The organism is Gordonia sp. 34D (assembly GCF_056682775.1).
In genome coordinates, this window is record NZ_CM155293.1 from 382,860 (window position 1) to 408,941 (window position 26,082).

A 26,082-nucleotide genomic window follows, 5' to 3' on the forward strand; every position below is an offset into this window, starting at 1 on the left:
GTGACACCGGTCGCACGGTCCCGGCGAGTAGGGTTTGAAATCAGCATGGGTGTAACCATGCACGTCTGCGGTAGATGAGGTGATCCGGCAGTGAACGGGATTCTGTCCTGGTGGGATGGCGTGGAGGAATGGCTTACCGGCCTACCCTTCATCCCGCAGTTGATTGTCACCGCCATCGTCTTGATTCCGCTGGCGACGGTTGCCGCGTCCGGCGTGAATTACCTGGTCGGGCGGCTCTTCTCAAAGCTCGGTCGCGCAGAGGCGGACGACGATCACGGATTGGGTATCTAACTGATGTTTCGTTCCAAGGTCACACTCGCGCTCGTCGCGCTCCTGGTGTTGGTTCTCCTGGCCTGGCTCATTCTGCGATAGCACATCGACGGTGCGCGGGCACATCCTTGGCGCACGGTGATCGCAGACGTTGAGCGGCAGTGCCGGAGACGGTTAGGTTCTTCGGGTGAGTACCCGAACCCGAAAGCGCGCGTCCGCCACTGCGGTCTGCTTGGCGATGGTGTCGGTCCTCGTCGCGGCGCTCACCGGGTGCGGCGGCGGATCCACCGACGTTCCAGGCGGAATCGATATTTCCTCCGGCAGTCAGCACCTCAACTTGGTTGCCTACGCGACCCCCAAAATTGGGTTCGACGTGGTGCTCCCAGCCTTCCGACAAATCCCGCAGGGCAGCGACATTGGCTTCTCGCAGTCGTACGGTGCGTCGGGTGACCAATCACGCAAGGTGGCGCGCGGTCTCCCCGCCGACGTGGTGAACTTTTCCGTTGAGCCAGACGTGACTCGCCTGGTGAAAGCTGATGTTGTCGACAAAGACTGGCAGACCCAGTTCCCGAACAACTCGGTGCCCTTTGGGTCGGTCGTGGCACTCGTGGTGCGGCAGGGCAACCCGAAAAACATCCGCACCTGGGACGACCTGCTGAAGCCGGGCGTCGAAGTAATTACCCCCAACCCGGGCAGCTCTGGTTCGGCCAAATGGAACCTTCTCGCGCCCTACGCGGCGAAGAGCAACGGTGGTGCCGACCCGCAGGCCGGTCTCGACTACATCACCAAGCTGGTCCGCGACCACGTCAAGGTCCTGCCGAAGTCCGGTCGTGAGGCCACCTCGGCGTTCCACCAGGGACAGGGTGACGTGCTGATCAGCTACGAGAACGAGGCCATCATGCTGTCGCGGAAAAATGCGACCGCAGCGCCTGCCGACCGCATTGACTACCTGCTGCCGGAAACGACGTTCAAGATCGAAAATCCGGTCGCCATCGTCAACACGAGTTCCAACAAGCCAGCAGCCCGGACTTTCGTCGACTACCTATTCTCGCCCGCTGGCCAAGAACTGTGGGCCAAGGCAGGCTTCCGGCCCGTCGACCCCGCGGTCGTGAGTGCCACCGCAAACCTGTTCCCCGGACACATCGCAAAGCTGTGGACCATCGCCGACCTCGGCGGCTGGAAGCTGGTCGACAAGGAACTCTTCGGCAGCGACGGCGCGATTACCAAGATCTACAACGAGGAGGTCGGCGGATGACCACCAAACCGGTTATCGCGCCGGACCGCGAAGGCGTTGACACGGTTCCGCTCGCACCGCGTCGCGGTTGGCGCCCCGACGGCCCGCTGTCGTTGGGGGTAGCGGGCCTGTGGCTGTCGATCATCGTGCTGCTGCCGCTCGCGGCCATCCTCGCCGAATCCTTCGACGACGGTCCCAGCGGCTTCTGGGCGGGCATTACCGCACCAGCTGCCCTGGAGACCCTCGGTTTGACGATCGCGGCGTCGTTCATCGTCGCCATCGTCAACGTCATCTTCGGCACCATCATCGCGTGGGTCCTGGTCCGCGACGAGTTCCCCGGTAAGGGCTTCGTCAACGCGATCATCGACCTGCCGTTCGCGTTGCCGACCATCGTCGCCAGCCTGGTGCTGCTGTCGCTGTACGGACCAAACAGCCCGTTCGACATCCACCTCGCCGCCACCCAGCCCGGCGTCATCCTGGCACTCACCTTCGTGACGCTGCCGTTCGTGGTGCGCCAGGTGCAACCGGTGCTGATGGAACTCGACCAGTCTGTTGAGGAAGCCGCGGCTGTCCTGGGTGCCAACAACCGGATTATCTGGTCCAAGATCATCCTGCCCGCGTTGCTCCCGGCCATCCTGTCCGGTGCTGGCTTGGCCTTCACGCGAGCGATCGGCGAGTTCGGTTCCGTGGTCCTCATCGGTGGCAACATCCCCGGCAAGACGCAGGTGGCGTCCCAGTACATTCAGCAGCAGATCGAGATCGACGAGCCCGTCAACGCGGCTGCCGTCTCGGTAGCTTTGCTCCTCATCGCGTTCGTGGTGCTGTTCCTGCTGCGCGTGGTCGCTAAGTTCCAGTCACGTCGAGAGGACTCGTAAATGATCGTCTCTCGGTTCACGAAACTGTCGCTGCGCACTATCGCGCTGGTGTACCTCGCTGTCCTGCTGGTGGTGCCGGTGGCACTTATCTTCTGGCGGTCGTTTGAACACGGCCTCGGTCAATTCTGGGAGTGGATCACCACGCCCGCCGCGATTTCCGCGTTGCAGTTAACGCTGCTGATCGTCGCAATAGTGGTGCCACTCAACGTGGTCTTCGGCATCCTCACGGCGATCGCCCTGGCCCGCGGCAACTTCCGCGGCAAGGGGATTCTGCAGGCGGTCGTCGACCTTCCGTTTGCTGTCTCGCCCGTCGTGGTCGGCGTCGCGCTGATTGCGCTATGGGGGAGTAGCGGTTGGTTCGGTGGGATCGAATCCCTCGGCTTCCGAATCATCTTCGGGATACCGGGCATGGTCCTGGCCACCATCTTCGTGACACTGCCATTCGTGGTGCGCGAGGTGGAACCGGTGCTGCGTGAGATCGGCACCGAGCAGGAAGAGGCTGCCGCCACCCTGGGGGCAACCGGGTGGCAGACGTTCAGCCGCATCACGTTGCCCGCGATTCGTTGGGGCCTCACCTACGGTGTCATTCTGACCATCGCCCGTGCCCTCGGCGAGTTTGGCGCAGTGACGATGGTGTCGTCGAACTTCCCGGGCGTCTCGCAGACCCTGACGCTGCTCGTGAACTCCAGATACACCGATGATTACAACGAGTACGGCGCCTACGCGGCCGCAACCCTGCTGATGATGGTGGCCATCCTGGTACTCGTGGTGATGACCCTGATTGAACGCCGCGCCAAGGGCAAGCTCGCCGATGCCAGCGAGGACATTGTTCCCGTGAAGGAGAAGAACTGATATGTCGATCTCGGTGACCGGCGCCAACAAGCGCTACGGCGATTTCGCGGCCCTCGACGACGTGTCGATAGAGATTCCGGAGGGGTCTCTCACCTCGCTGTTGGGGCCGTCGGGGTCGGGCAAATCCACGCTCCTGCGTGCGATTGCGGGCCTGGACAAACTCGACTCGGGAACGGTCCGCATCAACGGAATCGACGTCTCGAGTGCATCGCCGCAGCAACGCGACATTGGATTCGTCTTCCAGCATTACGCGGCGTTCAAGCACCTGACGGTTCGCGACAACATCGCGTTCGGCCTCAAGATCCGCAAGCGACCCAAAGCTGAAGTGAAGGCAAAGGTCGACGAACTCCTCGACATCGTCGGCCTGACCGTGTTCCAGAAGCGGTACCCGGCACAGCTCTCCGGCGGCCAACGCCAGCGCATGGCTCTAGCCCGAGCCCTCGCCGTCGACCCCAAAGTGCTGCTGCTCGACGAGCCCTTCGGTGCGCTCGACGCGAAGGTCCGCGAAGACCTGCGCAAATGGCTGCGCAGCCTGCACGACGAGATGAACGTGACCACGGTGTTGGTGACGCACGACCAGCAGGAGGCGCTCGACGTTTCCGATCGAATCGCCGTCCTCAACCATGGTCGGATTGAGCAGGTTGGTCCGCCCGACGACCTCTACGACCGTCCCGACAATGTGTTCGTCGCGTCGTTCCTCGGGTCCATTTCGCGGCTGAACGGCGAGTTCGTCCGCCCGCACGACATCCGCCTGGGCCGCTCGCTCGACATGGTGTACCCGCCGGTCGACGCCTCGCTCGATACCGGTGTCATCAAAGCGACGGTCAACCGCGTGGTGAACTTGGGCTTCGAAACCCGTGTTGAACTGGTTGCTGCGGCGACCGGCGAGGAATTCATCGCGCAGATCACCCGCGGCGATCAGAATGCACTGGGGTTGGTGCCCGGGGAACACATCTACGCGCGCGCGACCAAGGTGCCTGCGCTCGACCAGTAGGACGCCTGGCCGTTCACCATGTCCAAGCGACCGCTCGTCGCTGTGAGCCGAACATACTGATCGGTAAATTTCGTTGGGCGACGTTGAGGACAATACTGGGGTGACTAAGGGCCTTGGCAGAGGTCCGCTGATACGCCAGGAGGATCAATCTCATGACCAGCACCGCGCCGACAATGTCGGGACTGGATACGCCATTAACGCCGCTGCGATTCCTCGACCGCGCCGCTGAAGTTCATCCGGAAAAGCAAGCGGTGATCGACGGCGATCGGCAGTTGACCTACGGTGAATTCGCTGCTGCGGCCACTCGGTTGGCGCATGCCCTGCGCGCTTCCGGGATTGAGGCCGGCGATCGGGTGGCCTACCTCGCGACCAATTCCCTCGAGATGCTTGTCGCACACTTCGGCGTGCCGCTCGCCGGTGGCGTTCTCGTCGCGATCAACACGCGCCTCGCCGCCGCCGAGGTCCAGTACATTTGCGATCACTCCGGGGCCAAACTCCTCGTCGGGGAAGCGTCGCTGTTGGCGCCGCTGGCCGACGTGAGCTTCCAAACCGTCGGCGAGATCGTCGAAACCCCGACGCTGGACGGACAGTTCGTCGGCCCGCATCTGCCGTATTCCGCGCTCGTCGACCGCGGCAACGATAGTCCGCTGAGCTGGGACGTTGCCGATGAGAATGCCATCATCAGCATCAACTACACGTCCGGAACCACCGGCAAGCCCAAGGGCGTGATGTACACCCACCGCGGCGCTTATCTATCGTCACTTGGCAATGCCGTCACGCAGGGGTTCTCGGCCGAAACGCGCTACCTGTGGACACTTCCGATGTTCCATTGCAACGGCTGGTGTGGACCGTGGAGCGTCACTTCGACGGCGGGCACGCACGTGTGCCTGCGCGCGGTCCGCGGCCCCGACATGTGGCAGCTCATCGACGCCGAGAACGTCAATCAAATGAGCGGTGCACCCACCGTTCTCACCACCCTCGCGACCGCTGGCGAAGCCCACGCCATGACCCGCCCGCTGACGATCGCGACGGCTGGCGCGCCGCCCAGCCCGACGATCATTCGCGCCATCGGTAATCTGGGCATCACCATCGTTCACGTCTACGGACTTACCGAAACCTACGGCCCGTACTCGGTGTGTGAGGCCAAGCCGTCCTGGGCCGATCTATCTGCCGACGATCGTGCGGTCCGCATGGCCCGCCAGGGTGTTGGCATGTTGACCGCAGATCGACTGCGCGTCGTGCGGCCCGAAGCGGCCGAGGACGGCTCCCTGATCGACGTCGCGAGCGACGGGGTTGAGATGGGCGAGATTGTGATGCGCGGCAACGTCGTCATGAAGGGCTACTTCGAAGACCCAGAACGGACCGCCGAGGCATTTGCTGGTGGCTGGTTCCATTCTGGCGACCTGGGTGTGATGCATCCCGACGGCTACGTTCAACTCCTCGACCGGGCAAAGGACGTCGTAATTTCCGGCGGCGAGAACATTTCGACGATCGAGGTGGAGCAGGCCGTCCTGAGTCATCCCGCCGTCTTGGATGTGGCTGTGATCGGCGTGCCCGACGAGAAGTGGGGCGAGCGGCCCAAGGCGTACGCCGTCTTGCGTCCCGGCCAGGAAGCCACCGAGGCTGACGTGATCTCCCATGTGAAGACACAGATCGCGTCGTACAAGGCCCCCGGCGCCGTCGAATTTGTTGTCGACCTTCCCAAGACATCAACGGGCAAGATCCGGAAGAACGAGCTGCGCGACGAAGCCTGGGGCAACGCAAAGGTACGCATCCAAGGCTGACGCTCCCGTCCGTTCTCGCATGATGCGTTGATTCCCGCACTACGTCAGACGTAGTGCGGGAATCAACGCATCATGCGAGAACGGGTTCGGGCGGGGTTGGGTTAGCCAACGGCGACGGGCACGGCGGCCCACATCCGCGTTACGGCACTGACGAGACTGGGGTGTTCGGCAATCGGGCCCGCCACCACCACGGGCACGTCCAACGCGTCCAGGAAGCGTTCAACGCGGTCGGTCAGGAGGCCCGCAGACAGGAACAGGGGACTGACTGCGACACGCTGCACCCCTCGAGACTGCAGCGCATCGACAGCCAATCGGACGGCGTCGCCGTCACGTCCTAGGCGGGTCGCAAACAGTGTTTGGACCTCGCAGCCCAGCACGCCCGACAGTTCGCGCCCACGCTCATAAATGTAGTCATCACTACCGGCGTCCGACGATCCGACAGCCAGCATCAAGACCCCGTCGCCAGCACCAAAACCGACCTCGTCAAGCCGGTCGACGAGCGCCGGAATCGGTGAATACCGTCCGACGATCGGTGTCTGGGTAACGCGGACCGACGGGTTCGCCACGACCGCCGCGTCGATCAGCGCGGGCAGATCCACTTTGCTGTGGTATCCATCGCCGAACAGCAGCGGTACCACCACTACCTCGCCCGACAGCTCGCTCAGCACATCGCCGAGCAGGGGAGCGGTCAGGTCGAGGTAGGCCAGCTCCACCCGGACGCCCGGCAGTGCCACGCGAACCGCATCCGCGACGCGGCGTGCCGTCACATCGAACCGCGGATCGCGACTGCCGTGCGCGGCCAGGACGAGCGTCATGCGAGTGCGGGAGCCGACAGTTCGAGGGGACTCAACGCGTCACCAATGAGCCCGGCGGCGAGAGTGTTGCCGCCCTGCGGGTCGATCAGCAGGAAGCTGCCCGACTCGCGGTTCACCGAATAGTCATCGGCGGCGACCGGCTCGGCGGTCGTCAACGACAGTCGCCCAATCTGGTTGAGTTCAACCGTTTCCGGGGCGTCCACGAGGGCCAGGTTCTGCTCGTCGAACAGTGCCTCAAGGCCACCGATAATGACCTGCGTGGTCTTGGTGCCGTGCTTGAGGAGTAGACGAGCTCCGGGGCGCAGCGGCTTCTCCGCGAGCCAGCACACCGTCGCGGTGAACTGCTGTGCCGGCTCCGGCGCATCGGCGACGGCAGCAATCAGATCGCCGCGCGAGATGTCGATGTCGTCGGCCAACAGCAAGGTGACGCTCCGACCGGCGTGCGCCGTCTCCAGTTCGCCGTCGGGCGTGTCGATTTTGGCGATCGTCGACCGCAAACCTGACGGCTGCACGACAATCTCGTCGCCGACCGATACGGTGCCCGCCGCGACCAGACCGGCGTAGCCGCGGTAATCCGGGTACTCGGCGGTCCGCGGACGGATCACGTACTGGACCGGGAAACGCAGGCCAACGTCGGCTGCCTTGGCAGTCTGGCCTGCCACGTTCGGCACGGTCTCCAGGTGCTCGATGAGCGTGGGACCGTCGTAGTATGGGGTGTTCTCCGAACGGATCGCGACGTTGTCACCGTGCAACGCGGAAACTGGGATTTCCTGCACCTGATCGGCGGAGTAGCCGAGCGATCGGGTGATCTCGTTAAATTCGGCCGAGATCTGGGCAAACACCTCGGCCGGGTTGTCGACGAGGTCGATCTTGTTGACCGCCAACACCAAACGCGGCACCCCGAGCAGGGCCATAACGGCCGCGTGACGACGAGTCTGCGCGACGACCCCGTTTCGGGCGTCGACCAGCAGAATCACCAACTGTGCGGTCGACGCACCGGAGACGGTGTTACGCGTGTACTGCACGTGACCGGGCGTATCGGCCAGCACGAACGAGCGAGCGGGCGTCGCGAAGTAACGATAGGCAACGTCGATGGTGATGCCCTGCTCGCGCTCGGCGCGCAGACCGTCGACCAGCAGTGACAGATCGGGCGTGTCCATGCCGCGGTCCACCGACGCCTTCGTTACGGCGTCGATCTGGTCGGCGAGAACGGACTTCGTGTCGTACAGCAGGCGGCCGACGAGCGTCGACTTACCGTCGTCGACCGACCCCGCAGTGGCGATCCGCAGCAGGTCTGCGCCCGCGTTCAAGCTGCTTGGAGTGGAGGTGGACTGACTCATCAGAAATATCCTTCGCGCTTGCGGTCTTCCATGGCTGCTTCGGAGACGCGGTCGTCGCCGCGGGTGGCACCGCGTTCGGTCAGACGCGACGCGGCGACCTCGGCGAGAACGGCGTCGTTGTCGGTCGCGTCGGACAGGACAGCACCCGTGGTGGAACCGTCACCAACGGTGCGGTACCGCACCAACCGGGTTTCGACGGTCTCATCCTCGCGGGGGCCGCCCCACGGGCCAGCGGTCATCCACATGCCGTCGCGGTTGTAGACCTCACGCTCGTGCGCGTAGTACAGCGGTGCCAGGAGTACCTGCTCGCGGGTGATGTAGCGCCACACGTCGAGCTCGGTCCAGTTGCTCAGCGGGAACACGCGCACGTGCTCGCCCGGTGCGTGGCGACCGTTGTACAGGTTCCACAGTTCAGGGCGCTGACGCTTCGGGTCCCACTGGCCAAAGGCATTGCGCAACGAGAAGATTCGTTCCTTCGCGCGGGCGCGCTCTTCGTCGCGGCGGGCCCCGCCGAAGACTGCGTCGAACCGGTTCTCGCTGATGCCGTCGAGCAGCGGAATGGTCTGCAGCGGGTTGCGGATCCCGTCGGGACGCTCCGTGAGACGACCGTCGGCGAGGTACTCCTCGACGCTCGCCACGTGCAACCGCAGACCGTAGCGTTCCACGATCTCGTCGCGGAACTTGATGATCTCCGGCAGGTTGTGGCCCGTGTCGACGTGCAGCAACGTAAAGGGCAGCGGCGCTGGCCAAAACGCCTTCAACGCCAGGTGCAGGAGCAGCGTCGAGTCCTTGCCACCCGAGAAGAGAATCACCGGACGCTCAAACTCGCCAGCCACCTCGCGGAAAATGTGGATGGCTTCGGACTCAAGGGCATCGAGGGTGTCGAAGCGGTCGTCCGCCGCCGCGATCGTGCTTTCGGGAATGGTGCTTTCGGAAATAGTCATGACGCGTGCAACCCGCATTCTGTCTTGGCGCTGCCAGCCCAACGGCCGCTGCGCGGATCTTCTCCGGGAGCTGGTTTCTTGGTGCACGGTTCGCACCCGATGGAGGGGTAGCCCTCATCAACCAGCGGATTAACGAGGACACCGTGGGTATCGATGTACTCCTGGAATTGCTCGTCGCTCCAGGCGGCGAGCGGATTGATCTTGACCAGGCCGAAGCCTTCGTCGAACGAGATCAACGGCGCGTTGGCGCGAGTCGGGGCCTCCACCCGGCGGATACCGGTCACCCAGGCTCGGAATGGTGCCAGTGCCGCCGTCAACGGCACGACCTTCCGCAGGCGGCAGCACTCGGCTGCGTCGCTGGCGAAGAGGTTTTTGCCGACTGTCGAGTCCTGTTCGGCAACGCTTTGGGCGGGCGTCACATTGTGCAGGTCCAGGTTGTAAACCTGCTCGACGGCGTCACGGGTGCCGAGGGTTTCGGCGAAGTGGTAGCCGGTGTCGAGGAAGAGTGCCTTCAGCTTGCCGCCGACGGCTTCTTTATCGGTGATCGCCTTGTCGGCGACATCGATCAGCACCGCGTCCTGCATATTGGCGGCGATGATGAAGTCGCTGCCAAAGGTTTCTGCGGTCCACGCGAGCAACTGCTCGGCGGTGGCATCCGGTCCCAGTTCGGCGGCACCGGCCTCGGCGATGGCCCGAAGTTCGTCGAGGCCTGTGTGGCTTTCGGTGGTGGTTGTCATGGCCGTGTCCTTACTGCAATTCGGCGTCGTCGGCGCGCGTGACCCACTCGGCGAAGCGTTCCCCGGGGTTGCGGCCCGCGATGAAGTTACGCACCAAGCGCTCGATGTATTCGGTGGCCTCGCTGGCATAGATCTTGTGCTGGCGGAGCTTGCGGCCGAAGCCGAGGTCGAAGCCGAGGCTGCCGCCCAGGTGCACCTGGAAGCCTTCGACGGGGGTCCCGTCGTCGTCGATCAGCTGACCCTTGAGGCCGATGTCGGCAACCTGCACGCGAGCGCAGGAGTTTGGGCAACCGTTGAAGTTGATCGTGATCGGCACATCGAGTTGCTCATTGAGTTCGCCGAGACGTGCTTCCAACTCGGGGACCAAGCCCTGCGAGCGGCTGCGTGTCTCGGTGAACGACAGCTTGCAGAATTCCAAGCCGGTGCAAGCGATCAAGTTGCGTCGCCACACCGAGGGCTTCGACTGCAGGCCGACAGCGCTCAGATCGGCGTCGAGTTGGCCAATCTTGTCTTCTGGAACATTGACGACAACAAGCTTTTGGTACGGCGTGAAGCGAACGCTGTCACTGCCCGCCTTCTCTGCGGCGTCAGCGATCGCGTAGAGCACTTCGTCGGTGAGCCGGCCGGAGACGGCGGAGAAACCGACGGCGTACTTGCCGTTCTTCTGCTTGGTGACACCGACATGGTCGATCGGTTGGGTGGGCGCGACCGGTGCCGGGCCGTCGATCAGCTTGCGGTGCAGATACTCGTCCTCAAGGACCTGGCGGAACTTCTCCGGGCCCCAATCCTTGATCAGGAACTTCAGGCGAGCCTTCGACCGCAGGCGGCGGTAGCCGTAATCACGGAAGATCGCGACGACGCCTTCCCACACGTCGGGGACCTCATCAAGGGGCACCCAGGCGCCGAGTCGCTGCGCAAGCATCGGGTTGGTCGAGAGACCGCCACCGACCCACAGGTCCAGGCCAGGACCATGCTCCGGATGTTCGACGCCGACAAACGAGACGTCGTTGATCTCGTGAACAACATCCTGCAGACCGGAGACGGCCGTCTTGAACTTGCGCGGCAGGTTCGAGTACTCGGGGTCACCGATGTAGCGACGCTTGATCTCGGCGAGCGCCGGGCTGGCATCGAGGACCTCATCGGTCGACAAGCCGGCCAGCGGCGATCCGAGCATGCCGCGCGGGCAGTCACCGCAGGCCTCGGTGGTTTCCAGACCAACTTCTTCGAGGCGACGCCAAATTTCCGGGACGTTCTCGATCTCGATCCAGTGATACTGCAGATTCTGGCGGTCGGTCACGTCGGCGGTGCCGCGTGCAAAGTCGCGGGAGATGGACGCGAGAGTCCGGACCTGCGGCATGCTCAGCTGCCCGCCGTCGGTACGCACTCGCATCATGAAGTACGGGGCTTCGATGATGTCGATGTTGTCGTCGTGGCTGTACGTGCCGTCGTAGCCTTCGGCGCGCTGGGTGTAGAGGCCCATCCAACGGAAACGACCGCGAAGGTCGGCCTTGTCGATGCCGTCGAACCCGACCTTCGAGTAGGTGTCGAGGATGCGTTGGCGCACATTCAACGGGTTGTCGTCGCGCTTGGACTGCTCGTTGGCGTTCAGCGGCGTCCGGTAGCCGAGCGCCCACTGGCCTTCGGCCTTGCGCTTCTTGGGGCGCGGACGTCGGGCCGGGGCGGCGACCGGTTCGGTCGGCTGCTCAACGGTGGTGGGTGTGGTGAGCGTCATCAAGACTCCTGGGCATGCTGCGCACGGCAGCACAAAAAGGGTTGGGCTGAGATCAGGTGTGACGAAAGATTCGGCGCCGGGAAACTCCGCCGGGCTGTGGCGGGATCCGGGACTAGAACGCCGGAACGGCCGAAATTCTTCTGTGGCTAGAGCCGACAGAACGCGCTGCACACGCGCTTGAGATCGATATGGCGCCGTTGGGCGAGCCACACTCCTGAATTGGTCACGAGAGCCATCGTGCCACGGAGAAGTGCGGCCCGTCTACTTGGGATTATTTTTCGTCACCGTGAGATTAATACCCTTGACAAGGATTGAGTCATGATGGAGAAGTGAGTACAACGCGTGTCGGCAGTCCCCGCATCCCCGAGCCTTTCTCGGACGGTGCACTCGAAGCCCTCGCGACCGCTGACCCATCGCGGCCCCTCAGTTTGTACATCCACGTCCCGTTCTGCGCGACCCGCTGTGGGTACTGCGATTTCAACACCTATACGGCCGGTGAATTGGGGACGACGTCATCGCCGCAGAGTTGGCTCGAGGGCGTTCGCGCCGAACTCGACGCCGCAGCGACCCTCCTGCACGACGATCGTCAAGTCTCGACGATCTTTGTCGGCGGTGGCACTCCGTCGCTCCTCGGCGGGCAAGGCCTTGCCGATGTCCTTGGCGCGGTACGCAATTCGTTTACCTTGGCACCTGGCGCTGAAGTGACAACGGAGTCGAATCCGGAGTCTACGTCGCCCGAGTTTTTTGGCACGTTGCGCGAGGCCGGATTCACCCGGATTTCGTTGGGAATGCAATCTGCGGCGAAACATGTGCTCGCCGTTCTGGAACGTACGCACACTCCGGGGCGTGCGCTCGATGCCGCCCGCGAGGCCGCTGCCGCAGGATTTGAACACCTCAATCTGGATCTGATCTACGGGACGCCCGGTGAGCGCGATGAGGACTTGCAGGCTTCGCTCGACGCCGTGCTTTCCGTCCCCGTCGACCACGTATCCGCCTACGCGCTGATCGTCGAAGATGGAACGGCCTTCGCGCGCATGGTGCGTCGCGGTGAGGTTCCCATGCCCGACGACGATGTCCTCGCCGCCCGCTACGAAATGATTGACGCGCGTCTCACCGAGGCCGGAATGACCTGGTACGAGGTCTCGAATTGGGCCACTGCGGGATCGGATTCGCTTCCGCTGCCAGCTTCGGTGTGCCGACACAATGAGGCCTACTGGCGCAGTGACGACTGGTGGGGCATTGGGCCTGGCGCGCACTCGCACGTCAACGGCGTGCGCTGGTGGAACCAGAAGCATCCGGCCACCTACTCGGCGTCGCTCGCCGGAGGCGCGTTGCCCATCGGCGGCCAGGAAATTCTCACCGACGAGGACCGCCACACTGAGACGGTGATGCTGCGCCTGCGCATGCGCGATGGCCTCGCGGCGGCAGAGTTGACCGACGGCGAATGTTCCCGAGCCGACGAAGTCGTGGCCAAGGGCCTGCTCCACGTCGTCGACAACGCCTACGTCTTGACCGACCGCGGCCGCCTACTCGCCGACGGCATCATTCGCGACATCCTGGTCGACTAACCAAGGCGCTCGCCCCGTCGCCCGTCCGGTTGCGTTCTCGCATGATGCGTCGATTCCCGCACTATGTCTGACATAGTGCGGGAATCGACGCATCATGCGAGAACCCCGGGCGGGGTGGTTTTTTCGGGCGACGACGACGCCGCTAGTCGATGCGGTGTGCGCCGCCGACGCGGGGGCGGGGATAGGTCACGACCGGGGGGAGTGGGGCGGTGATTTCGACGTCCGACTCGGCGTTAGTGCGGGCCAGGTGCTCGTCTAAGTCGAAGAGGCGGGCGTGAATGATCGTCCGGTTCCGCAGCGCCGACCGGACGGCCCGGTGAATCCCATCCTCCAAATACAGGTTTCCCTGATACCGCACGATGTGCGCGAAGAGGTCGCCGTAAAACGTCGAATCCTCCGACAGCAGTTTGTCGAGGGCCAGCACCGTGGTGATCGGCGTCAACTGATCAAGCCGAAACTGTTGCGGCGGAAGTTGCGCCCAATCCCGCGACGTCAGACCATGATCAGCATAGGGTTTGCCGTCACGCACGCCCTTGAAGATCATCGCCGTCACATGGCCTTTCCGCAGTTTCGTAGAATGGTTTTATCCACTGTAAGCAAAAATGTGGCAAAGAGAGGTGTTCGCGATGGCATCGTCGACAGACGATCGACGTTTTGAGATCCTTCGAGCCATCGTCACCGACTACGTCGACACCCAAGAACCGATCGGCTCCAAGGCCCTCGTCGAGCGCCACCACCTGGGAGTTTCCAGTGCCACCGTCCGCAACGACATGGCCGTCCTGGAAGCCGAAGGCTACATCGCGCAGCCGCACACGAGCTCCGGACGGATCCCCACCGACAAGGGCTACCGACTGTTCGTCGACCGCATCAGCGAGATCAAACCGCTCTCATCGGCCGAACGTCGCGCCATCCTGTCGGTCCTCGACAACGGGGTCGACCTCGACGACGTGCTGCGCCGCTCAGTGAAATTGCTCGCACAGCTGACCCGCCAAGTCGCGGTGATCCAATACCCGGTCCTGTCGATGGCGCGCGTTCGCCACGTCGAGGTCGTCGCACTCTCGCCGAGCCGCCTGCTGCTGGTGGTCATCACCGACACCGGCCGCGTCGAACAGCGGATGGTGGCCCTCGCGGCGCCCATCAACGACGACGATCTCGCTCGCGTCCGTGACCTTTTCTCCGCCGCGCTCGACGGCCAGCGGCTCGAAGACGCATCCGCCGCCGTCGCTGAACTCGCCAACAACGCCGACCCCGACCTCCGCGAACCGATCATCACGATCGCGACGGTCCTCGTGGAAACCCTCGTCGAACGCGGCGAAGATCGCCTCGTGCTGGGCGGAACGTCGAACCTGGCGCGGTCAGCCGCCGACTTCTCACCCAATCTCGGCGGTATGGACATTGTGCTCGACGCCCTCGAAGAGCAAGTCGTGGTGCTGAAGTTGCTGGCGCATACTCAACGGACGGGCACCGTGACCGTTCAAATCGGTGAGGAAACCAACACCGAGAACCTGCGGAGTACTTCCGTCGTGTCGACCGGGTACGGTGCATCGGGCACCGTGTTCGGAAGCGTCGGTGTGGTCGGTCCCACCCGGATGGACTACCCGGGAACAATCGCCTCGGTGGCGGCTGTTGCCAAATACGTCGGCGAAGTTCTCTCCGACCGTTAGTTGATTTCTCGATTGTGTAAGGACCTTTTTCACTGTGGCTCGTGACTATTACGACATTCTCGGCGTGGCTGCAGGCGCGTCCGATCAGGAGATCAAACGCGCCTACCGCAAGTTGGCTCGCGAACTGCACCCCGACATCAACCCCGATGCCGAGGAGCAGTTCAAAGAGGTGACGACCGCCTACGAGGTGCTGTCCGACCCGGAAAAGCGACGCATCGTCGACGCCGGTGGCGATCCACTCGGTGGCCCCGGCGGCGGCTTCGGCGGTGACCCGTTCGGGTCCGGTGGCCTCGGCGACATCTTCCAAACCTTCTTCGGCGGGGGAGGCGGCGGCGGTTTCGGCGGCGGCCGCGGACCGCGCGGACGGGTACGTCCCGGTGAGCCCGCCTTGGTCGGCGTCAGCCTCGACCTCGAAGAGATCGCCGCCGGTGCCCGCAAAGAGATCACCGTCGACACCGCAATCCTGTGCGACACCTGCCAGGGCGCCGGTACCCGCGACAACTCCAAGCCCGTAACCTGCGCAACCTGCAAGGGGGCCGGCGAGATCCAGGCCGTGCAACGGTCGTTCCTCGGTCAGGTCATGACCGTCCGCGAATGCCCCGAGTGCCGCGGCGTCGGCGAAACGATTCCCGACCCGTGCCTCAAATGCGCGGGCGACGGTCGTGTCCGGTCGCGTCGCACCATGACCGTCAAGATCCCGGCCGGCGTTCAGGACGGCATGCGAGTGCGCCTGTCCGGCCAGGGCGAAGTTGGCCCTGGTGGCGGTCCCGCAGGTGACCTGTACGTCGAAATCTCCGAGCAGGCAGACGACGTCTTTGTCCGCGACGGTGACGACCTCCACTGCACGGTGCGCGTGCCGATGGTCGACGCCGCTCTCGGAACCGACCTCGAAGTTCCGACGGTCCTCGACAGCACCGCCACCATCAACGTCGAAGCCGGAACGCAACCGGGGACTGTCGTGCGGGTGCGTGGCGTCGGACTGCCGCATCTGAACTCGGGTGTCCGCGGCGACCTTCACGCGCACCTGGAAGTTGTGGTACCGAAGAAGGTCGACTCGAACCAGGCCGACCTGCTCAAGTCACTCAAGGAAGCTTCCGGCGACGTCGTCGAACTCGTCACCGCAGCGTCGAAGGCGGCCGCCCGCGGCGGCCTGTTCTCCAAGCTCCGCAACGCTTTCGCCGGACGATGACGCCACCGCTCTTCTGGGTCGACGACGTGCCGCGCGCAGGTGACCTCGCGTCACTGTCGGGCCGGGAGGGCAGGCATGCCGTCACCGTCACGCGTATCAAAGCGGGGGAGACGGTTCTCCTCGGTGATGGTCGTGGATGCACCGCGCACTGCGAGGTCATCGACGTCGAAAGCAAAGACACGCTGACGGTGCGGGCGAGCCGAGTCGAAGTGGATCCGCGGCCCAAGCCGCTGGTGACGGTCGTGCAAGCGCTGCCCAAAGCCGAACGCAGCGAACTGGCCGTCGACTTGATGACCGAAGCGGGCGTCGACGTCATTGTGCCGTGGCAGTCGTCGCGGAGCATTGCACGCTGGAGTGGCGTGAAGGCGGCGAAGGGCGTCGAGAAATGGCGGACCACGGCGGCGACCGCAGCCAAGCAGGCGCGACGGTCGTGGATTCCGGAGGTCACTGATCTCGCTGGCACCACCGATGTGCGGGCACTGACGGCACGCGTGGTGGCCGACGGCGGCATTGTGGCCCTGCTGCACGAAGCCGGTGCCGTCCCCTTCCGATCCATCAACTTCGCCGATGCCGCGGAAGTGGTGCTGGTGATTGGGCCGGAAGGCGGGCTCGCCGACGCCGAGATCGCCGACCTCACCGCGCTCGGTGCGATCTCGGTGGTCCTGGGACCGGAAGTGTTGCGGACCGCAGCTGCCGGGGCCGTGGCGCTCGGCGCGCTCGGTGCAGTCACCGACCGTTGGTCCCGATAGCTCCCGGAAAGCAACTTCAGTGCGGCGCAAGAAGATTCGCTACGGCGACCACGACAGCAACTTCGGGCACCTGTACCTGCCCGACGTTGGTCCCAACGACTGCCCTCCGGTGGTCGTCCTCGTTCACGGCGGTTACTGGTCTACCGAGTTCACTCTCGTCCTGTACACGGCGATCGCCCGTGACTTGGCGCAACGCGGCGTCGTCGTCTGGAACGTCGAATACCGCCGCGTGGAAGAGAGCGGTGGTGGCTGGCCGGGCACCGGGCGCGACGTAATCGCCGCGATCAGTGCGCTCGACGGTCCCGTCGCTGAACAGTTGGCGATCGACGGAGTGCGGGTCGACGGCCGGAACGTCGCCGTCGTCGGACATTCGGCGGGTGGGCACCTCGCAGTCTGGGCCGTCGCGCAACTCGGCGCTAGGGTCGGCGCATTCAACATTGCGACGGTGGTCGCGCAATGCGGAGTCTTGGACCTCACGATCGGTAACACCGACCGACCATCGCTGAAGGCTCTGATGGGTGGCAGTTACGCGGAGATGCCCGAACGGTACGCGGCTGCCTCGCCCGCATCGCAGCCCCCGTTCGACGCCCTCGTCGCCGCCATCCACGGAGTCGACGACACGATGATTCCGATCGAACTCAGTCGCCTCTACGTTGAGGGTGCGGTGGCTCGCGGCCAACGCGCAGCCTTTTACGAAGTCCCCGGCGGCCACGACGCCTTCATCGACCCGCGAAGCATCGCCCATCGACAGACGTTGCGGGTCTTGGGCGTGTGATCGAGACCAGAGCAATACCCAGTCGCACGCCGCGACTACCGGCGATAGACTGGTACAAATCCGGAATCCGAACCGGCACTTTCATGATCTTGGGGAGACGAATTTAGTGACTGACGACAACCGCGACGACCCTACGACCGCCGCGGTGACCAGTTCGCAGATTGAAGTACCGCAGGAATTGGCGGTGGGGCTGCTCGGAGCAGTCGACGCCAACCTTCGGACTTTGGAAACGCAGCTCCCCGCCGACATTCACGTCCGCGGCAACCGCATTACCTTGCGCGGGTTACCCGCCGATGTGGCGGCATCGGAGCGCGTGATTGCCGAACTGGTCCGCGTAGTCCGCGGTGGCACCACCCTGACCCCAGACCTCGTGCGGCAGGGGCTGTCGATCCTCGCCTCGCGTGAATCGGAGACGCCCGCCGATGTGCTGAGCCTCGACATTCTGTCGCGACGCGGCAAGGTGATTCGGCCCAAAACACTGAACCAGAAGCGGTACGTCGACGCGATCGACAAGAACACGATCGTCTTCGGTTTGGGGCCCGCCGGTACCGGCAAGACGTACCTGGCGATGGCCAAAGCCGTTCAGGCCTTGCAGTCGAAAGAAGTTAGCCGCATCATTCTGACGCGTCCGGCCGTCGAAGCTGGTGAGCGCCTCGGGTTCCTGCCGGGCACGCTGCACCAGAAGATCGACCCGTACCTGCGCCCCCTCTACGACGCCCTCCACGACATGATGGATCCCGAAGCGATCCCGAAGCTGATGGAGTCGGGTGTCATTGAGGTCGCGCCGTTGGCCTACATGCGTGGTCGCACCCTGAACGACGCGTTCATAATTCTCGACGAAGCGCAGAACACGACCACCGAGCAGATGAAGATGTTTCTCACGCGCCTCGGCTTCGGTGCCAAGATCGTCGTCACCGGCGACACCACCCAGGTGGACCTGCCCGGCGGGGCCCAGTCGGGACTGCGGGCGGCCGCGCGCATCCTCGACGGCATCGACGACATTCACTTCGCGAACCTGACCAGCGCCGACGTCGTCCGACATCGGCTCGTCGCCGACATCGTCGATGCCTACGGGCGCGCCGAGGAGCAGGCGGGCAATCGAGCCGATCGACGGGCGGGCATGCGCCAGTCGGGAGGTCGTGGCCGATGAGCATTGAACTATTCAACGAGTCCGGCGTTGACGTCCCCGAGCAGCTGATCATTGAGGCCGCGCGCTTTGCGATGCGCCGCATGGAAGTGCATCCGGGGGCAGAACTGTCGATCCAACTGGTCGATACCACCGCCATGGCCGAACTCCACATGCAATGGATGGACCTTCCCGGGCCCACCGACGTGATGAGTTTCCCGATGGACGAGTTGACGCCGGGAGGCCGCCCCGACGCCGATGATCCGGGACCGGCGATGCTCGGCGACATTGTTCTGTGCCCCGAGTTCGCGGCCGAACAGGCACGTTCGCAACGCCACAGCTTTGAGCACGAGATGGCCGTACTCACCGTGCACGGGGTGCTGCACCTTCTCGGCTTCGACCACGCCGAACCAGACGAGGAACGCGAAATGTTCGGGCTGCAGGGCCAGATCATCACCGACTGGTATTCGGCCCGCGACGATCGTGACCGCCTTCTGGAACAGGCTGAGAAAGACACCCGCCTGCTGAACAACATCGGCTTCTCGGGCGGCATCGCCGGTGGCCTGTCGAGCGACGCACCCAACGGTGAGGGGCACTGACCAGCGTGTTCAGTGACATCGTGCTGCTGATTGTGGCGATCGTCCTGACGGTGTTGGCCGGTGTTTTCGCTGCGACCGACTCGGCATTGGCGACGGTCTCGGTGGCCCGCAGTGAGGACCTCCTCAAGGAGGGGCGCGCCGGTGCCCGCAAACTGTTGGCGGTCCTGGATCAACGTTCCACATACATCGGGCTCGCGGTTCTGCTGCGCGTCTTGTGCGAGGTGTCGGCCACGGCTGTGGTTGCTGTGGTTGCCGTCGACTCGTTTGGCACCGGGTGGGGAATTGCCGTCACGATCATCGTGATGACGCTGATCTCGTACATTGCCGTGGGCGTCGGGCCCCGCACCCTGGGACGGCAAAACGCCTACTCGATTTCGCTGGTCGCCGGCCCGGTCCTGTCGGCGATCGGCCTGCTGCTGCGCCCGGTTACTCGACTGCTCATCCTCATCGGTAACGCGTTGACCCCAGGTAAGGGCTACCGCAACGGTCCCTTCGCGACGGAAATTGAAGTCCGCGAAGTCGTCGACATGGCACAGGAACGCGGCGTCGTCGACGATGACGAGCGTCGCATGATCCAATCCGTGTTCGAGTTCGGCGAGACCGATGCCCGCGAAGTGATGGTTCCCCGCCCCGAAATGGTGTGGATCGAGAGTGACAAATCCGTCGTGCAAGCCATGAGCTTGGCAGTCCGGTCCGGGCATTCGCGGATCCCGGTCATCGGCGAGAATCCCGATGACATCGTCGGGGTCGTGTACCTCAAGGACGTCGTCGAGCGACTCCTGCCGGAACTGTCGAGCGCCGCTCGCAGCGTCGGGGTGGAAGCCGTAATGCGCGACGCGGTATTTGTCCCCGACTCCAAACTGCTCGACGACGTGCTGTCGGACATGCAGGCCAACCGCAATCACATGGCGATGCTGGTCGACGAATACGGTGGCATCGCAGGCCTGGTCACCATTGAAGACGTGCTGGAAGAGATCGTCGGCGAGATCACCGATGAGTACGACACCAACGAAGTCGCTCCCATCGAAGAGATCGACGAAGAGGTGTACCGGGTGTCGTCGAGACTGCCCGTGGAAGACCTCGAAGAACTCTTCGACGTCGAAATTGACCTGGACCTCGACGATGTCGATACGGTTGGCGGACTACTGGCCCTACGCTTGGGTCGCGTACCGTTGCCCGGGGCGAAGGTGAAGGTCGACGGTTTGCGGATGATCGCCGAAGGCGGACCCAACCGCCTCGGTCGCCAACGCATCACCTCGGTGCTGGTACGACGGTCGTCGAAGCCGGTAACCACCGACAAGAACGAGAAGGTCGGCGACGATGCTTCCATGAAGGAGAACTGACCCCCATGACTGAAGACTTCGCTGCCGATTCCCCCGACGGAGACATCACGGCCGACGACTCCGCCCCCGGCGAATTCCGCTCCGGCTTCGTCTGTTTTGTGGGTCGTCCCAATACCGGGAAATCGACGCTCACCAACGCGCTCGTCGGCGACAAAGTGGCCATTACGTCGAATCGGCCGCAGACCACGCGCCACACGATTCGCGGCATCGTCAACCGGCCCGACGCCCAACTAATCTTGGTCGACACGCCCGGGCTGCACCGGCCGCGCACCCTCCTCGGGCAGCGGCTCAACGACCTGGTCCGCGAAACCTACGCTGACGTCGACATCATCTGCGTGTGCATTCCTGCCGACGAAGCGATCGGCCCCGGCGACCGCCGCATCATCGAAGAGGTCAACGCCACAACGCCGCGTACCCGCAAGATTGGCATCGTCACCAAGATCGACCGCGTGGGACCGGAGAAGGTCGTCACCCAGCTGATGAAACTGTCGGAGCTGATGGGGCCGGACGCCGAGGTCATTCCGGTGTCGGCGAAGTCGGGCAAGCAGATCGACGTGCTTACGGACCTGCTGGTGTCGCTGTCGGACGAGGGTCCGGCGTTTTACCCCGATGGTGAGATCACCGACGAGCCCGCAGAAACCATGATGGCCGAGTACATTCGCGAGGCCGCTCTGGAAGGCGTGCACGACGAGCTGCCGCACTCCATCGCAGTGGTGATCGAAGAGATCATTCCCCGCGAAGACTCGAAGGTCGTCGACGTCCACGCGATTATCTACGTCGAACGTGATTCCCAAAAGGGCATCATCATTGGTCACAAGGGTTCACGTCTGAAGCAGGTCGGCACCGCCGCCCGCACCCAGATCGAAAAACTCATGGGCACCCGCATCTACCTCGACCTCCACGTCAAGGTCGCCAAAGACTGGCAGCGCGACCCCAAACAGTTGGGCCGCTTGGGCTTCTAGCCCCGCCCCAAATTCCGACCCGCGTGCCCCCCCAAATTCCGGCCCGCGTGCCTCGCGGATTCCGGCCCGCGTGCCCCCGAATTTCCCCTTTTCTGTCACATTTGACGGTCGGCCGCCTGCCAAGGCATCACCAAACACGTCGATCGGTGACGGTCTGGTCGAATCGTGACAGAAAAGGGGCGGTGGGCGGAGCGCCGAAACCCGACTACCGGATCAGGGTCAGGCCGGCGAGCATTTCGCCGAGGTCGGCGACGACGCGATCGCCCGTGCCGTCTAGGGCGACGGCCAGGATGCTGCCGCTGAGGTCGGAAACGTAGGCAAGGCCAGCACGCGGGTCCACGGCCAGACCAACAGCCTCCTGCAGGCCGCGCGCCATGATCTCCGGCGGCGAACCAGCTTCGCCCGGCGCGGGGATCGGGGCGCGGTTCAACGTATTGCCGTCCGGTTCGGCCCCACGGTCAGTCCAGTACAAAATCCCGTCAACAACCTGAAGGTCAATCGGTTCCGGGAGCCCCGACCACAGCGTCTCGATGTCCGACCGTCGCTCCGGCGATTCCCCGGCTGGCACCGTCAAACCGGCGCGGAAGATCCGGCCACGCCCACCTTTCGACGGCCCCTTCTGCGACCAATACAGGTAGTCGCCGTCGACGGCGACGCCAACGCATTCGGCCATGCGGTCGGGTTCGGGCGCGTTCACAATCAGATCGCCGTACTCCGACCCGTCCAACCTGCACGACGCCACTCGCATCCCTTCGCGGTCGGCCCAATACAGCCGGCCACGATTGTCGGTCGCCAACTGCTTTCCGCTGGTCACCGTGCCCGCGGGAAGGAGATCTCGGCGGCCGGTCCCGTCAACCCCCATCGCGTGCAAACCACCATTCGGGGCGGAATAGTCGAATGCGGCTTCACCGTCGATACCGGCCAGCCGTGTGGGGCGGCCCATCGTCGTCCAATAGATGGTGCCGTCGAGCAGGACGGCCCCGTCGGGCGAGTATGCGGAGTCCTTGTGCAGAATCTTGCTGCGGCCGTCGGCGACTTCGACGCGGAACATCGTGCGTGTGGCGATGCCAAGGGCGAGCAGCGCTGTCATAGTGATTCCTCTCGAAGGGGGCTCCTCATCGAGGGTAGGCGGGGAATGCCTGGCGCGCTTTTCGATACGCCTAACCGGTCCTGTCAGGGATCGGTGACACAATGGTGCGGTGAGGTTCTATCGGGATGAGGCAGTGGTGCTCCGCCAGCACAAGCTGGGCGAAGCTGACCGCATCATCACCTTCCTGACCTCCGAGCACGGCCTGGTCCGAGCCGTGGCCAAGGGGGTGCGACGCACGCGGTCGAAGTTCGGTGCGCGACTGGAACCGTTTGCGCACGTCGACGTCTTTTTCTATCCGGGTCGCAACCTCGACATCATCACGCAGGTCGAGAGCTTGCACGCCTTCAGCGACGACATCGTCGCCGACTATGGCCGCTACACCACGGCCTGCGCGGTCCTGGAAACTGCCGAACGTCTGGCCGGTGAAGAACGAGCGCCCGCGCCGCACCTGCATCGGCTCACCGTTGGGGCGTTGGAAGCCCTCGCGCAAGACCGTCGTGACCGACAACTGATTCTCGACGCCTTCCTGCTGCGGGCCATGTCGTCGGCCGGTTGGATGCCCGCGTTGACCGAGTGCGCGCGATGTGCCGGGCCCGGCCCGCACCGCGCCTTCCACGTCGCTGCGGGTGGCGCAGTGTGCGTCCATTGCCGCCCATCCGGGGCGGCGACCCCGTCGGTCGGCGTGTTCGACCTCATGGAGGCCCTCGCTCGAGGGGAATGGGATCATGTCGCGCTCGCTACCGAGTCGCAGCGTCGGCAAGCCACCGGTCTCACTGCTGCGCACCTGCAATGGCATTTGGAACGGCAACTGCGAACGTTGCCGCTGATCGAGCGGCAAGCGCCGCACAGTCACCTCGAGCGTGCGTCGATCGCCGACGCCGCCAACGAAATCGCATGAAAGGCCGGATCTGATGGCTCGCCTGCCTCGTCGCGCCAAGTCGGCGCCCGTCGCACCCACCACGGTACGACCGCCCGACCCGCACCCGTCCGGCGCCAAGCCGCCAGCCATCCCGGCGGAGTTTGTCCCCAAGCACATTGCGCTCGTGATGGACGGCAATGGTCGGTGGGCTCAGGAACGCGGCTTGCCCCGCACCGAGGGGCACAAGCGCGGCGAGGCTGTCCTGATGGACAGCGTTTGCGGCTGCATCGAAATGGGTGTGACACACCTGTCGGCGTACGCCTTCTCCACTGAGAACTGGTCGCGCAGCCCCGAAGAAGTGAAGTTCCTGATGGGCTTCAACCGCGACGTGATCCGCCGGCGCCGCGACGAAATGAACGAGATGGGCGTCCGCGTCCGCTGGGCCGGGAGGCGCCCCAAGCTGTGGCGCAGCGTTATTACCGAACTCGAAACCGCCGAAGAGCTCACCAAGAACAACACGGTCATGACGCTCACGATGTGCGTCAACTACGGCGGTCGTGCCGAAATCGCTGATGCCGCAAAGGAAATCGCACGCCGGGCGGCCCGCGGCGAGATTGATCCCGAACGGATCACCGAAGCGAGTTTCGCCAAGTACCTCGATGAACCCGACATGCCCGACGTCGACCTTTTCCTGCGCCCGTCTGGCGAACAACGACTGTCGAACTTCCTGCTGTGGCAGAGCGCCTACGCCGAGATGGTCTATCAGGAGAAGTTGTTCCCCGACTTCGACCGCCGTGACCTGTGGGACGCCTGCCTCGAATACGCCAAGCGTGACCGCCGGTTTGGCAGTGCCTAGTCGTTGGTGACGGTGCTGACCTGGGCGAGGAGGCCGGTCAGCTGGTTCTCAAATGCCGTCGGGTCGACGCCCGCAGTGTGAAGGGGGCCGTCTGTCGCTTCGCCTTCGAGGAGTGCCAGGACGATGTGTTCGGTGCCGATGTAGTTGTGTCCCAACCGAATTGCCTGCCGGAAGGTCAGCTCCAAGACCTTGCGCGCGTCGGCGTCGTAGGGGATTAGTTCGGGTGTCGCAGCGGCTGGCGGAAGCGTTGCCCGCAGCGAAGTGGCGAGGGCTGGGAGGTCGACCCCGCCCTTCTTGAGCAGCGTCGAAGCCAGTGATTCGGGGTCGTCGAGCACGCCCAAGATGAGGTGTGCGGGAGTTACCGCAGGATTGCCTGCCGCCTTGGCTTCGTTGTGGGCGGCAGCGGCAACATTGCGTGCGCGCGGCGTGAATTGATTGAAACCCTGTGATGGATCGAGTTGGTCTCCGGCACCGGGATCCTTCGGCGTGAAGCGCTTCTGGACCGCCTGCTTACTGACACCCATGCTGGTTCCGATCTGGGTCCACGATGCGCCGGTGCGGCGGGCCTGGTCGACGAAGTGCCCGATGAGGTGGTCGGCAACCTCGCCCAGATGGTCGGCGGCCAGGACGGCATCGGAAAGTTGGTCGAGCGGATCGTCGTGCACCTTCTTGATCGTGTCGATGAGATCGTCGAGTCGGATGGGCGGGACTGCTTGCGTGTTATCGGGCATGCGTCAACCCTAGGTTGACGATCCAGATTCGTCAACGTTAGGTTGACGAATCTTGATGGAACCGATCAGGCTTCGCCCGCGTCTAATTTGTATGGGGGATTCGGGAGTTTTCACGTATCGGCAGTTGGTGGCGCTCGGTTATGACGAACGCTCGATCCGCCGCGGGGTGGCTTCGGGCGATCTCGAGCCGTTGCGGCGCACGTGGTACGCGTTCCGGATGCACGACCCTGAGGTCGCAGCTGCGGTTCGAGCCGGGGGAGTATTGGGGTGTGTGTCGGCGCTCAAATGGCACGGGCTCTGGGTAGCTCCCGGCTATCGGGACCGCCATGTTCGGCGGTCGAAAGCGAAACGCGGGGCCGGGTTGCCGGGATGCTCGTCGCCGATTGGGCGTCCCCCGGCGGCGGTTGAGGCCGTCGATCCGGTTCCATATGCCCTGGCCTGCGCCGCGCGTTGCATGACAGCGGAGGCCTGGATTGCGGCCTGCGACTCCTACCTCAACTCGTCGGACACGGGCGTCGAAGAGCTCCGCGCGTTGATGGCACCGTATGGGGGTGCCCTGACGAACAGCCTCCTCGAGAAGGTGGATGGTCGATCGCAATCCGGGACCGAAAGCATAGTGCGGGTTCGCTTGCGGTCCTTGGGTTTTGACGTCGTGGTGCAGCCAGCTATCGATGGCGTTGGGTGGGCGGATCTACGCATCGGAACCCTGCTGCTGGAATGCGACGGCAGGCAGTTTCACACCAGTCGGGAGCAGTTTGGGAAGGACCGAATCCGTGACCGCAAATCCGTCGTCGACGGGTGGACCTGCATGCGGGTCACACTCGATCACATTCTGTGGGGCTGGGATGACTTCCTGGAGGACATTCGAAAGTTCACGCGGGCGGGCCGACATCGCCCTCGAAGTCGACGGGCTCGAGAGATTGTGGAGCGCTCCGAGCGACTCAGCCGCGGGTACTGACGGGAGAGTCCCCGTGAGAGGGTGCCGCTGACAAAT

The 26,082-nt window shown here is 64.1% G+C and carries 26 protein-coding genes; 18 read left to right on the top strand and 8 right to left on the bottom strand.

The window, feature by feature from the left end; genetic code table 11:
* Window positions 1-90 precede the first annotated feature (90 nt).
* The 6 genes from AC1L34_RS01870 to AC1L34_RS01895 all read left to right on the top strand — a co-directional run bounded on the left by AC1L34_RS01870 (window position 91) and on the right by AC1L34_RS01895 (window position 6,009).
* On the top strand, window positions 91-291 hold the full coding sequence (locus tag AC1L34_RS01870) for a hypothetical protein (RefSeq protein ID WP_424294226.1): 201 nt from the start codon (window positions 91-93) through the stop codon (window positions 289-291).
* A gap of 217 nt (window positions 292-508) precedes the next feature.
* Window positions 509-1,525: a sulfate ABC transporter substrate-binding protein gene (locus AC1L34_RS01875; protein WP_424294232.1), complete on the top strand. Its 1,017-nt coding sequence runs from the start codon at window positions 509-511 to the stop codon at window positions 1,523-1,525.
* Entirely contained in the window at window positions 1,522-2,379 is an 858-nt protein-coding gene (cysT, locus tag AC1L34_RS01880; protein ID WP_424294227.1) for a sulfate ABC transporter permease subunit CysT, read from the top strand. Before AC1L34_RS01875 ends, cysT begins: the two co-directional genes overlap by 4 nt.
* Window positions 2,380-3,231, top strand: a complete 852-nt coding sequence (gene cysW, locus AC1L34_RS01885; RefSeq protein WP_424294228.1) for a sulfate ABC transporter permease subunit CysW — start codon at window positions 2,380-2,382, stop codon at window positions 3,229-3,231.
* Between the two features lies 1 nt (window position 3,232).
* On the top strand, window positions 3,233-4,225 hold the full coding sequence (locus AC1L34_RS01890) for a sulfate/molybdate ABC transporter ATP-binding protein (protein ID WP_424294229.1): 993 nt from the start codon (window positions 3,233-3,235) through the stop codon (window positions 4,223-4,225).
* 152 nt (window positions 4,226-4,377) lie between these two features.
* A complete protein-coding gene (locus tag AC1L34_RS01895) occupies window positions 4,378-6,009 on the top strand; it encodes an AMP-binding protein (protein WP_424294230.1) in 1,632 nt (543 codons plus the stop codon).
* 101 nt (window positions 6,010-6,110) lie between these two features.
* Here the strand turns inward: AC1L34_RS01895 and AC1L34_RS01900 are convergent, their stop codons facing one another.
* Genes AC1L34_RS01900 through AC1L34_RS01920 form a run of 5 tightly spaced genes read right to left on the bottom strand, consistent with a single transcriptional unit; the run spans window position 6,111 to window position 11,577 of the window.
* Window positions 6,111-6,824 carry a sirohydrochlorin chelatase gene (locus AC1L34_RS01900; RefSeq protein WP_424293800.1) on the bottom strand — a complete coding sequence of 238 codons (714 nt, stop codon included), beginning with the start codon at window positions 6,822-6,824 and terminating at the stop codon, window positions 6,111-6,113.
* A complete protein-coding gene (locus tag AC1L34_RS01905; protein ID WP_424293801.1) occupies window positions 6,821-8,164 on the bottom strand; it encodes a sulfate adenylyltransferase subunit 1 in 1,344 nt (447 codons plus the stop codon). The genes AC1L34_RS01900 and AC1L34_RS01905 overlap by 4 nt, the downstream gene beginning before the upstream one ends.
* On the bottom strand, window positions 8,164-9,108 hold the full coding sequence (cysD, locus tag AC1L34_RS01910) for a sulfate adenylyltransferase subunit CysD (protein ID WP_480035071.1): 945 nt from the start codon (window positions 9,106-9,108) through the stop codon (window positions 8,164-8,166). The genes AC1L34_RS01905 and cysD overlap by 1 nt, the downstream gene beginning before the upstream one ends.
* Window positions 9,105-9,845: a phosphoadenylyl-sulfate reductase gene (locus tag AC1L34_RS01915; protein WP_424293803.1), complete on the bottom strand. Its 741-nt coding sequence runs from the start codon at window positions 9,843-9,845 to the stop codon at window positions 9,105-9,107. Before AC1L34_RS01915 ends, cysD begins: the two co-directional genes overlap by 4 nt.
* 10 nt (window positions 9,846-9,855) lie before the next feature.
* Window positions 9,856-11,577 (bottom strand): nitrite/sulfite reductase, encoded by a 1,722-nt coding sequence (locus AC1L34_RS01920; protein ID WP_424325891.1) that lies wholly within the window; start codon window positions 11,575-11,577, stop codon window positions 9,856-9,858.
* A 359-nt stretch (window positions 11,578-11,936) separates the two neighbouring features.
* Here AC1L34_RS01920 and hemW point away from each other — a divergent pair, with 359 nt between their 5' ends.
* Window positions 11,937-13,145, top strand: coding sequence for a radical SAM family heme chaperone HemW (gene hemW, locus AC1L34_RS01925; RefSeq protein ID WP_424325892.1), 1,209 nt, complete (start codon window positions 11,937-11,939; stop codon window positions 13,143-13,145).
* Window positions 13,146-13,287: 142 nt separating this feature from the next.
* Here hemW and AC1L34_RS01930 read toward each other — a convergent pair whose 3' ends face one another.
* Window positions 13,288-13,689: a type II toxin-antitoxin system VapB family antitoxin gene (locus AC1L34_RS01930; RefSeq protein WP_424296063.1), complete on the bottom strand. Its 402-nt coding sequence runs from the start codon at window positions 13,687-13,689 to the stop codon at window positions 13,288-13,290.
* Between the two features lie 82 nt (window positions 13,690-13,771).
* On the opposite strand from AC1L34_RS01930, the gene hrcA reads away from it, so the two are divergent.
* The 8 genes from hrcA to era all read left to right on the top strand — a co-directional run bounded on the left by hrcA (window position 13,772) and on the right by era (window position 21,552).
* Complete coding sequence (gene hrcA, locus AC1L34_RS01935) at window positions 13,772-14,809, top strand: heat-inducible transcriptional repressor HrcA (RefSeq protein WP_424296059.1); 1,038 nt, start codon at window positions 13,772-13,774, stop codon at window positions 14,807-14,809.
* 34 nt (window positions 14,810-14,843) lie between these two features.
* A complete protein-coding gene (gene dnaJ, locus AC1L34_RS01940; protein WP_424296057.1) occupies window positions 14,844-15,998 on the top strand; it encodes a molecular chaperone DnaJ in 1,155 nt (384 codons plus the stop codon).
* On the top strand, window positions 15,995-16,747 hold the full coding sequence (locus AC1L34_RS01945; protein ID WP_424296055.1) for a 16S rRNA (uracil(1498)-N(3))-methyltransferase: 753 nt from the start codon (window positions 15,995-15,997) through the stop codon (window positions 16,745-16,747). Before dnaJ ends, AC1L34_RS01945 begins: the two co-directional genes overlap by 4 nt.
* A 19-nt stretch (window positions 16,748-16,766) precedes the next feature.
* The gene (locus AC1L34_RS01950; RefSeq protein WP_424296053.1) at window positions 16,767-17,522 is read left to right on the top strand and encodes an alpha/beta hydrolase family protein; all 756 of its coding nucleotides are present in this window, start codon (window positions 16,767-16,769) and stop codon (window positions 17,520-17,522) included.
* Between the two features lie 106 nt (window positions 17,523-17,628).
* A complete protein-coding gene (locus AC1L34_RS01955; protein ID WP_424296051.1) occupies window positions 17,629-18,672 on the top strand; it encodes a PhoH family protein in 1,044 nt (347 codons plus the stop codon).
* The gene (ybeY, locus tag AC1L34_RS01960) at window positions 18,669-19,247 is read left to right on the top strand and encodes an rRNA maturation RNase YbeY (protein WP_424296049.1); all 579 of its coding nucleotides are present in this window, start codon (window positions 18,669-18,671) and stop codon (window positions 19,245-19,247) included. Before AC1L34_RS01955 ends, ybeY begins: the two co-directional genes overlap by 4 nt.
* A gap of 5 nt (window positions 19,248-19,252) precedes the next feature.
* Window positions 19,253-20,590, top strand: a complete 1,338-nt coding sequence (locus AC1L34_RS01965; protein WP_424325871.1) for a hemolysin family protein — start codon at window positions 19,253-19,255, stop codon at window positions 20,588-20,590.
* A 5-nt stretch (window positions 20,591-20,595) separates the two neighbouring features.
* Window positions 20,596-21,552, top strand: coding sequence for a GTPase Era (gene era / locus AC1L34_RS01970; protein WP_424296045.1), 957 nt, complete (start codon window positions 20,596-20,598; stop codon window positions 21,550-21,552).
* Window positions 21,553-21,757: 205 nt separating this feature from the next.
* Here the strand turns inward: era and AC1L34_RS01975 are convergent, their stop codons facing one another.
* Window positions 21,758-22,642, bottom strand: coding sequence for a hypothetical protein (locus AC1L34_RS01975; protein WP_424323028.1), 885 nt, complete (start codon window positions 22,640-22,642; stop codon window positions 21,758-21,760).
* A gap of 109 nt (window positions 22,643-22,751) precedes the next feature.
* Here AC1L34_RS01975 and recO point away from each other — a divergent pair, with 109 nt between their 5' ends.
* Together recO and AC1L34_RS01985 are read left to right on the top strand one after the other, a co-directional pair.
* A complete protein-coding gene (recO, locus tag AC1L34_RS01980; RefSeq protein WP_424296041.1) occupies window positions 22,752-23,540 on the top strand; it encodes a DNA repair protein RecO in 789 nt (262 codons plus the stop codon).
* A 13-nt stretch (window positions 23,541-23,553) separates the two neighbouring features.
* On the top strand, window positions 23,554-24,357 hold the full coding sequence (locus AC1L34_RS01985; RefSeq protein ID WP_424296039.1) for an isoprenyl transferase: 804 nt from the start codon (window positions 23,554-23,556) through the stop codon (window positions 24,355-24,357).
* On the opposite strand, the gene AC1L34_RS01990 is transcribed toward AC1L34_RS01985, so the two are convergent.
* Window positions 24,354-25,088: a Clp protease N-terminal domain-containing protein gene (locus tag AC1L34_RS01990; RefSeq protein WP_424296037.1), complete on the bottom strand. Its 735-nt coding sequence runs from the start codon at window positions 25,086-25,088 to the stop codon at window positions 24,354-24,356. The genes AC1L34_RS01985 and AC1L34_RS01990 overlap by 4 nt on opposite strands.
* Before the next feature lie 91 nt (window positions 25,089-25,179).
* Here AC1L34_RS01990 and AC1L34_RS01995 point away from each other — a divergent pair, with 91 nt between their 5' ends.
* Window positions 25,180-26,046: a type IV toxin-antitoxin system AbiEi family antitoxin domain-containing protein gene (locus tag AC1L34_RS01995; RefSeq protein WP_424296036.1), complete on the top strand. Its 867-nt coding sequence runs from the start codon at window positions 25,180-25,182 to the stop codon at window positions 26,044-26,046.
* The last annotated feature ends 36 nt before the right edge of the window (window positions 26,047-26,082 follow it).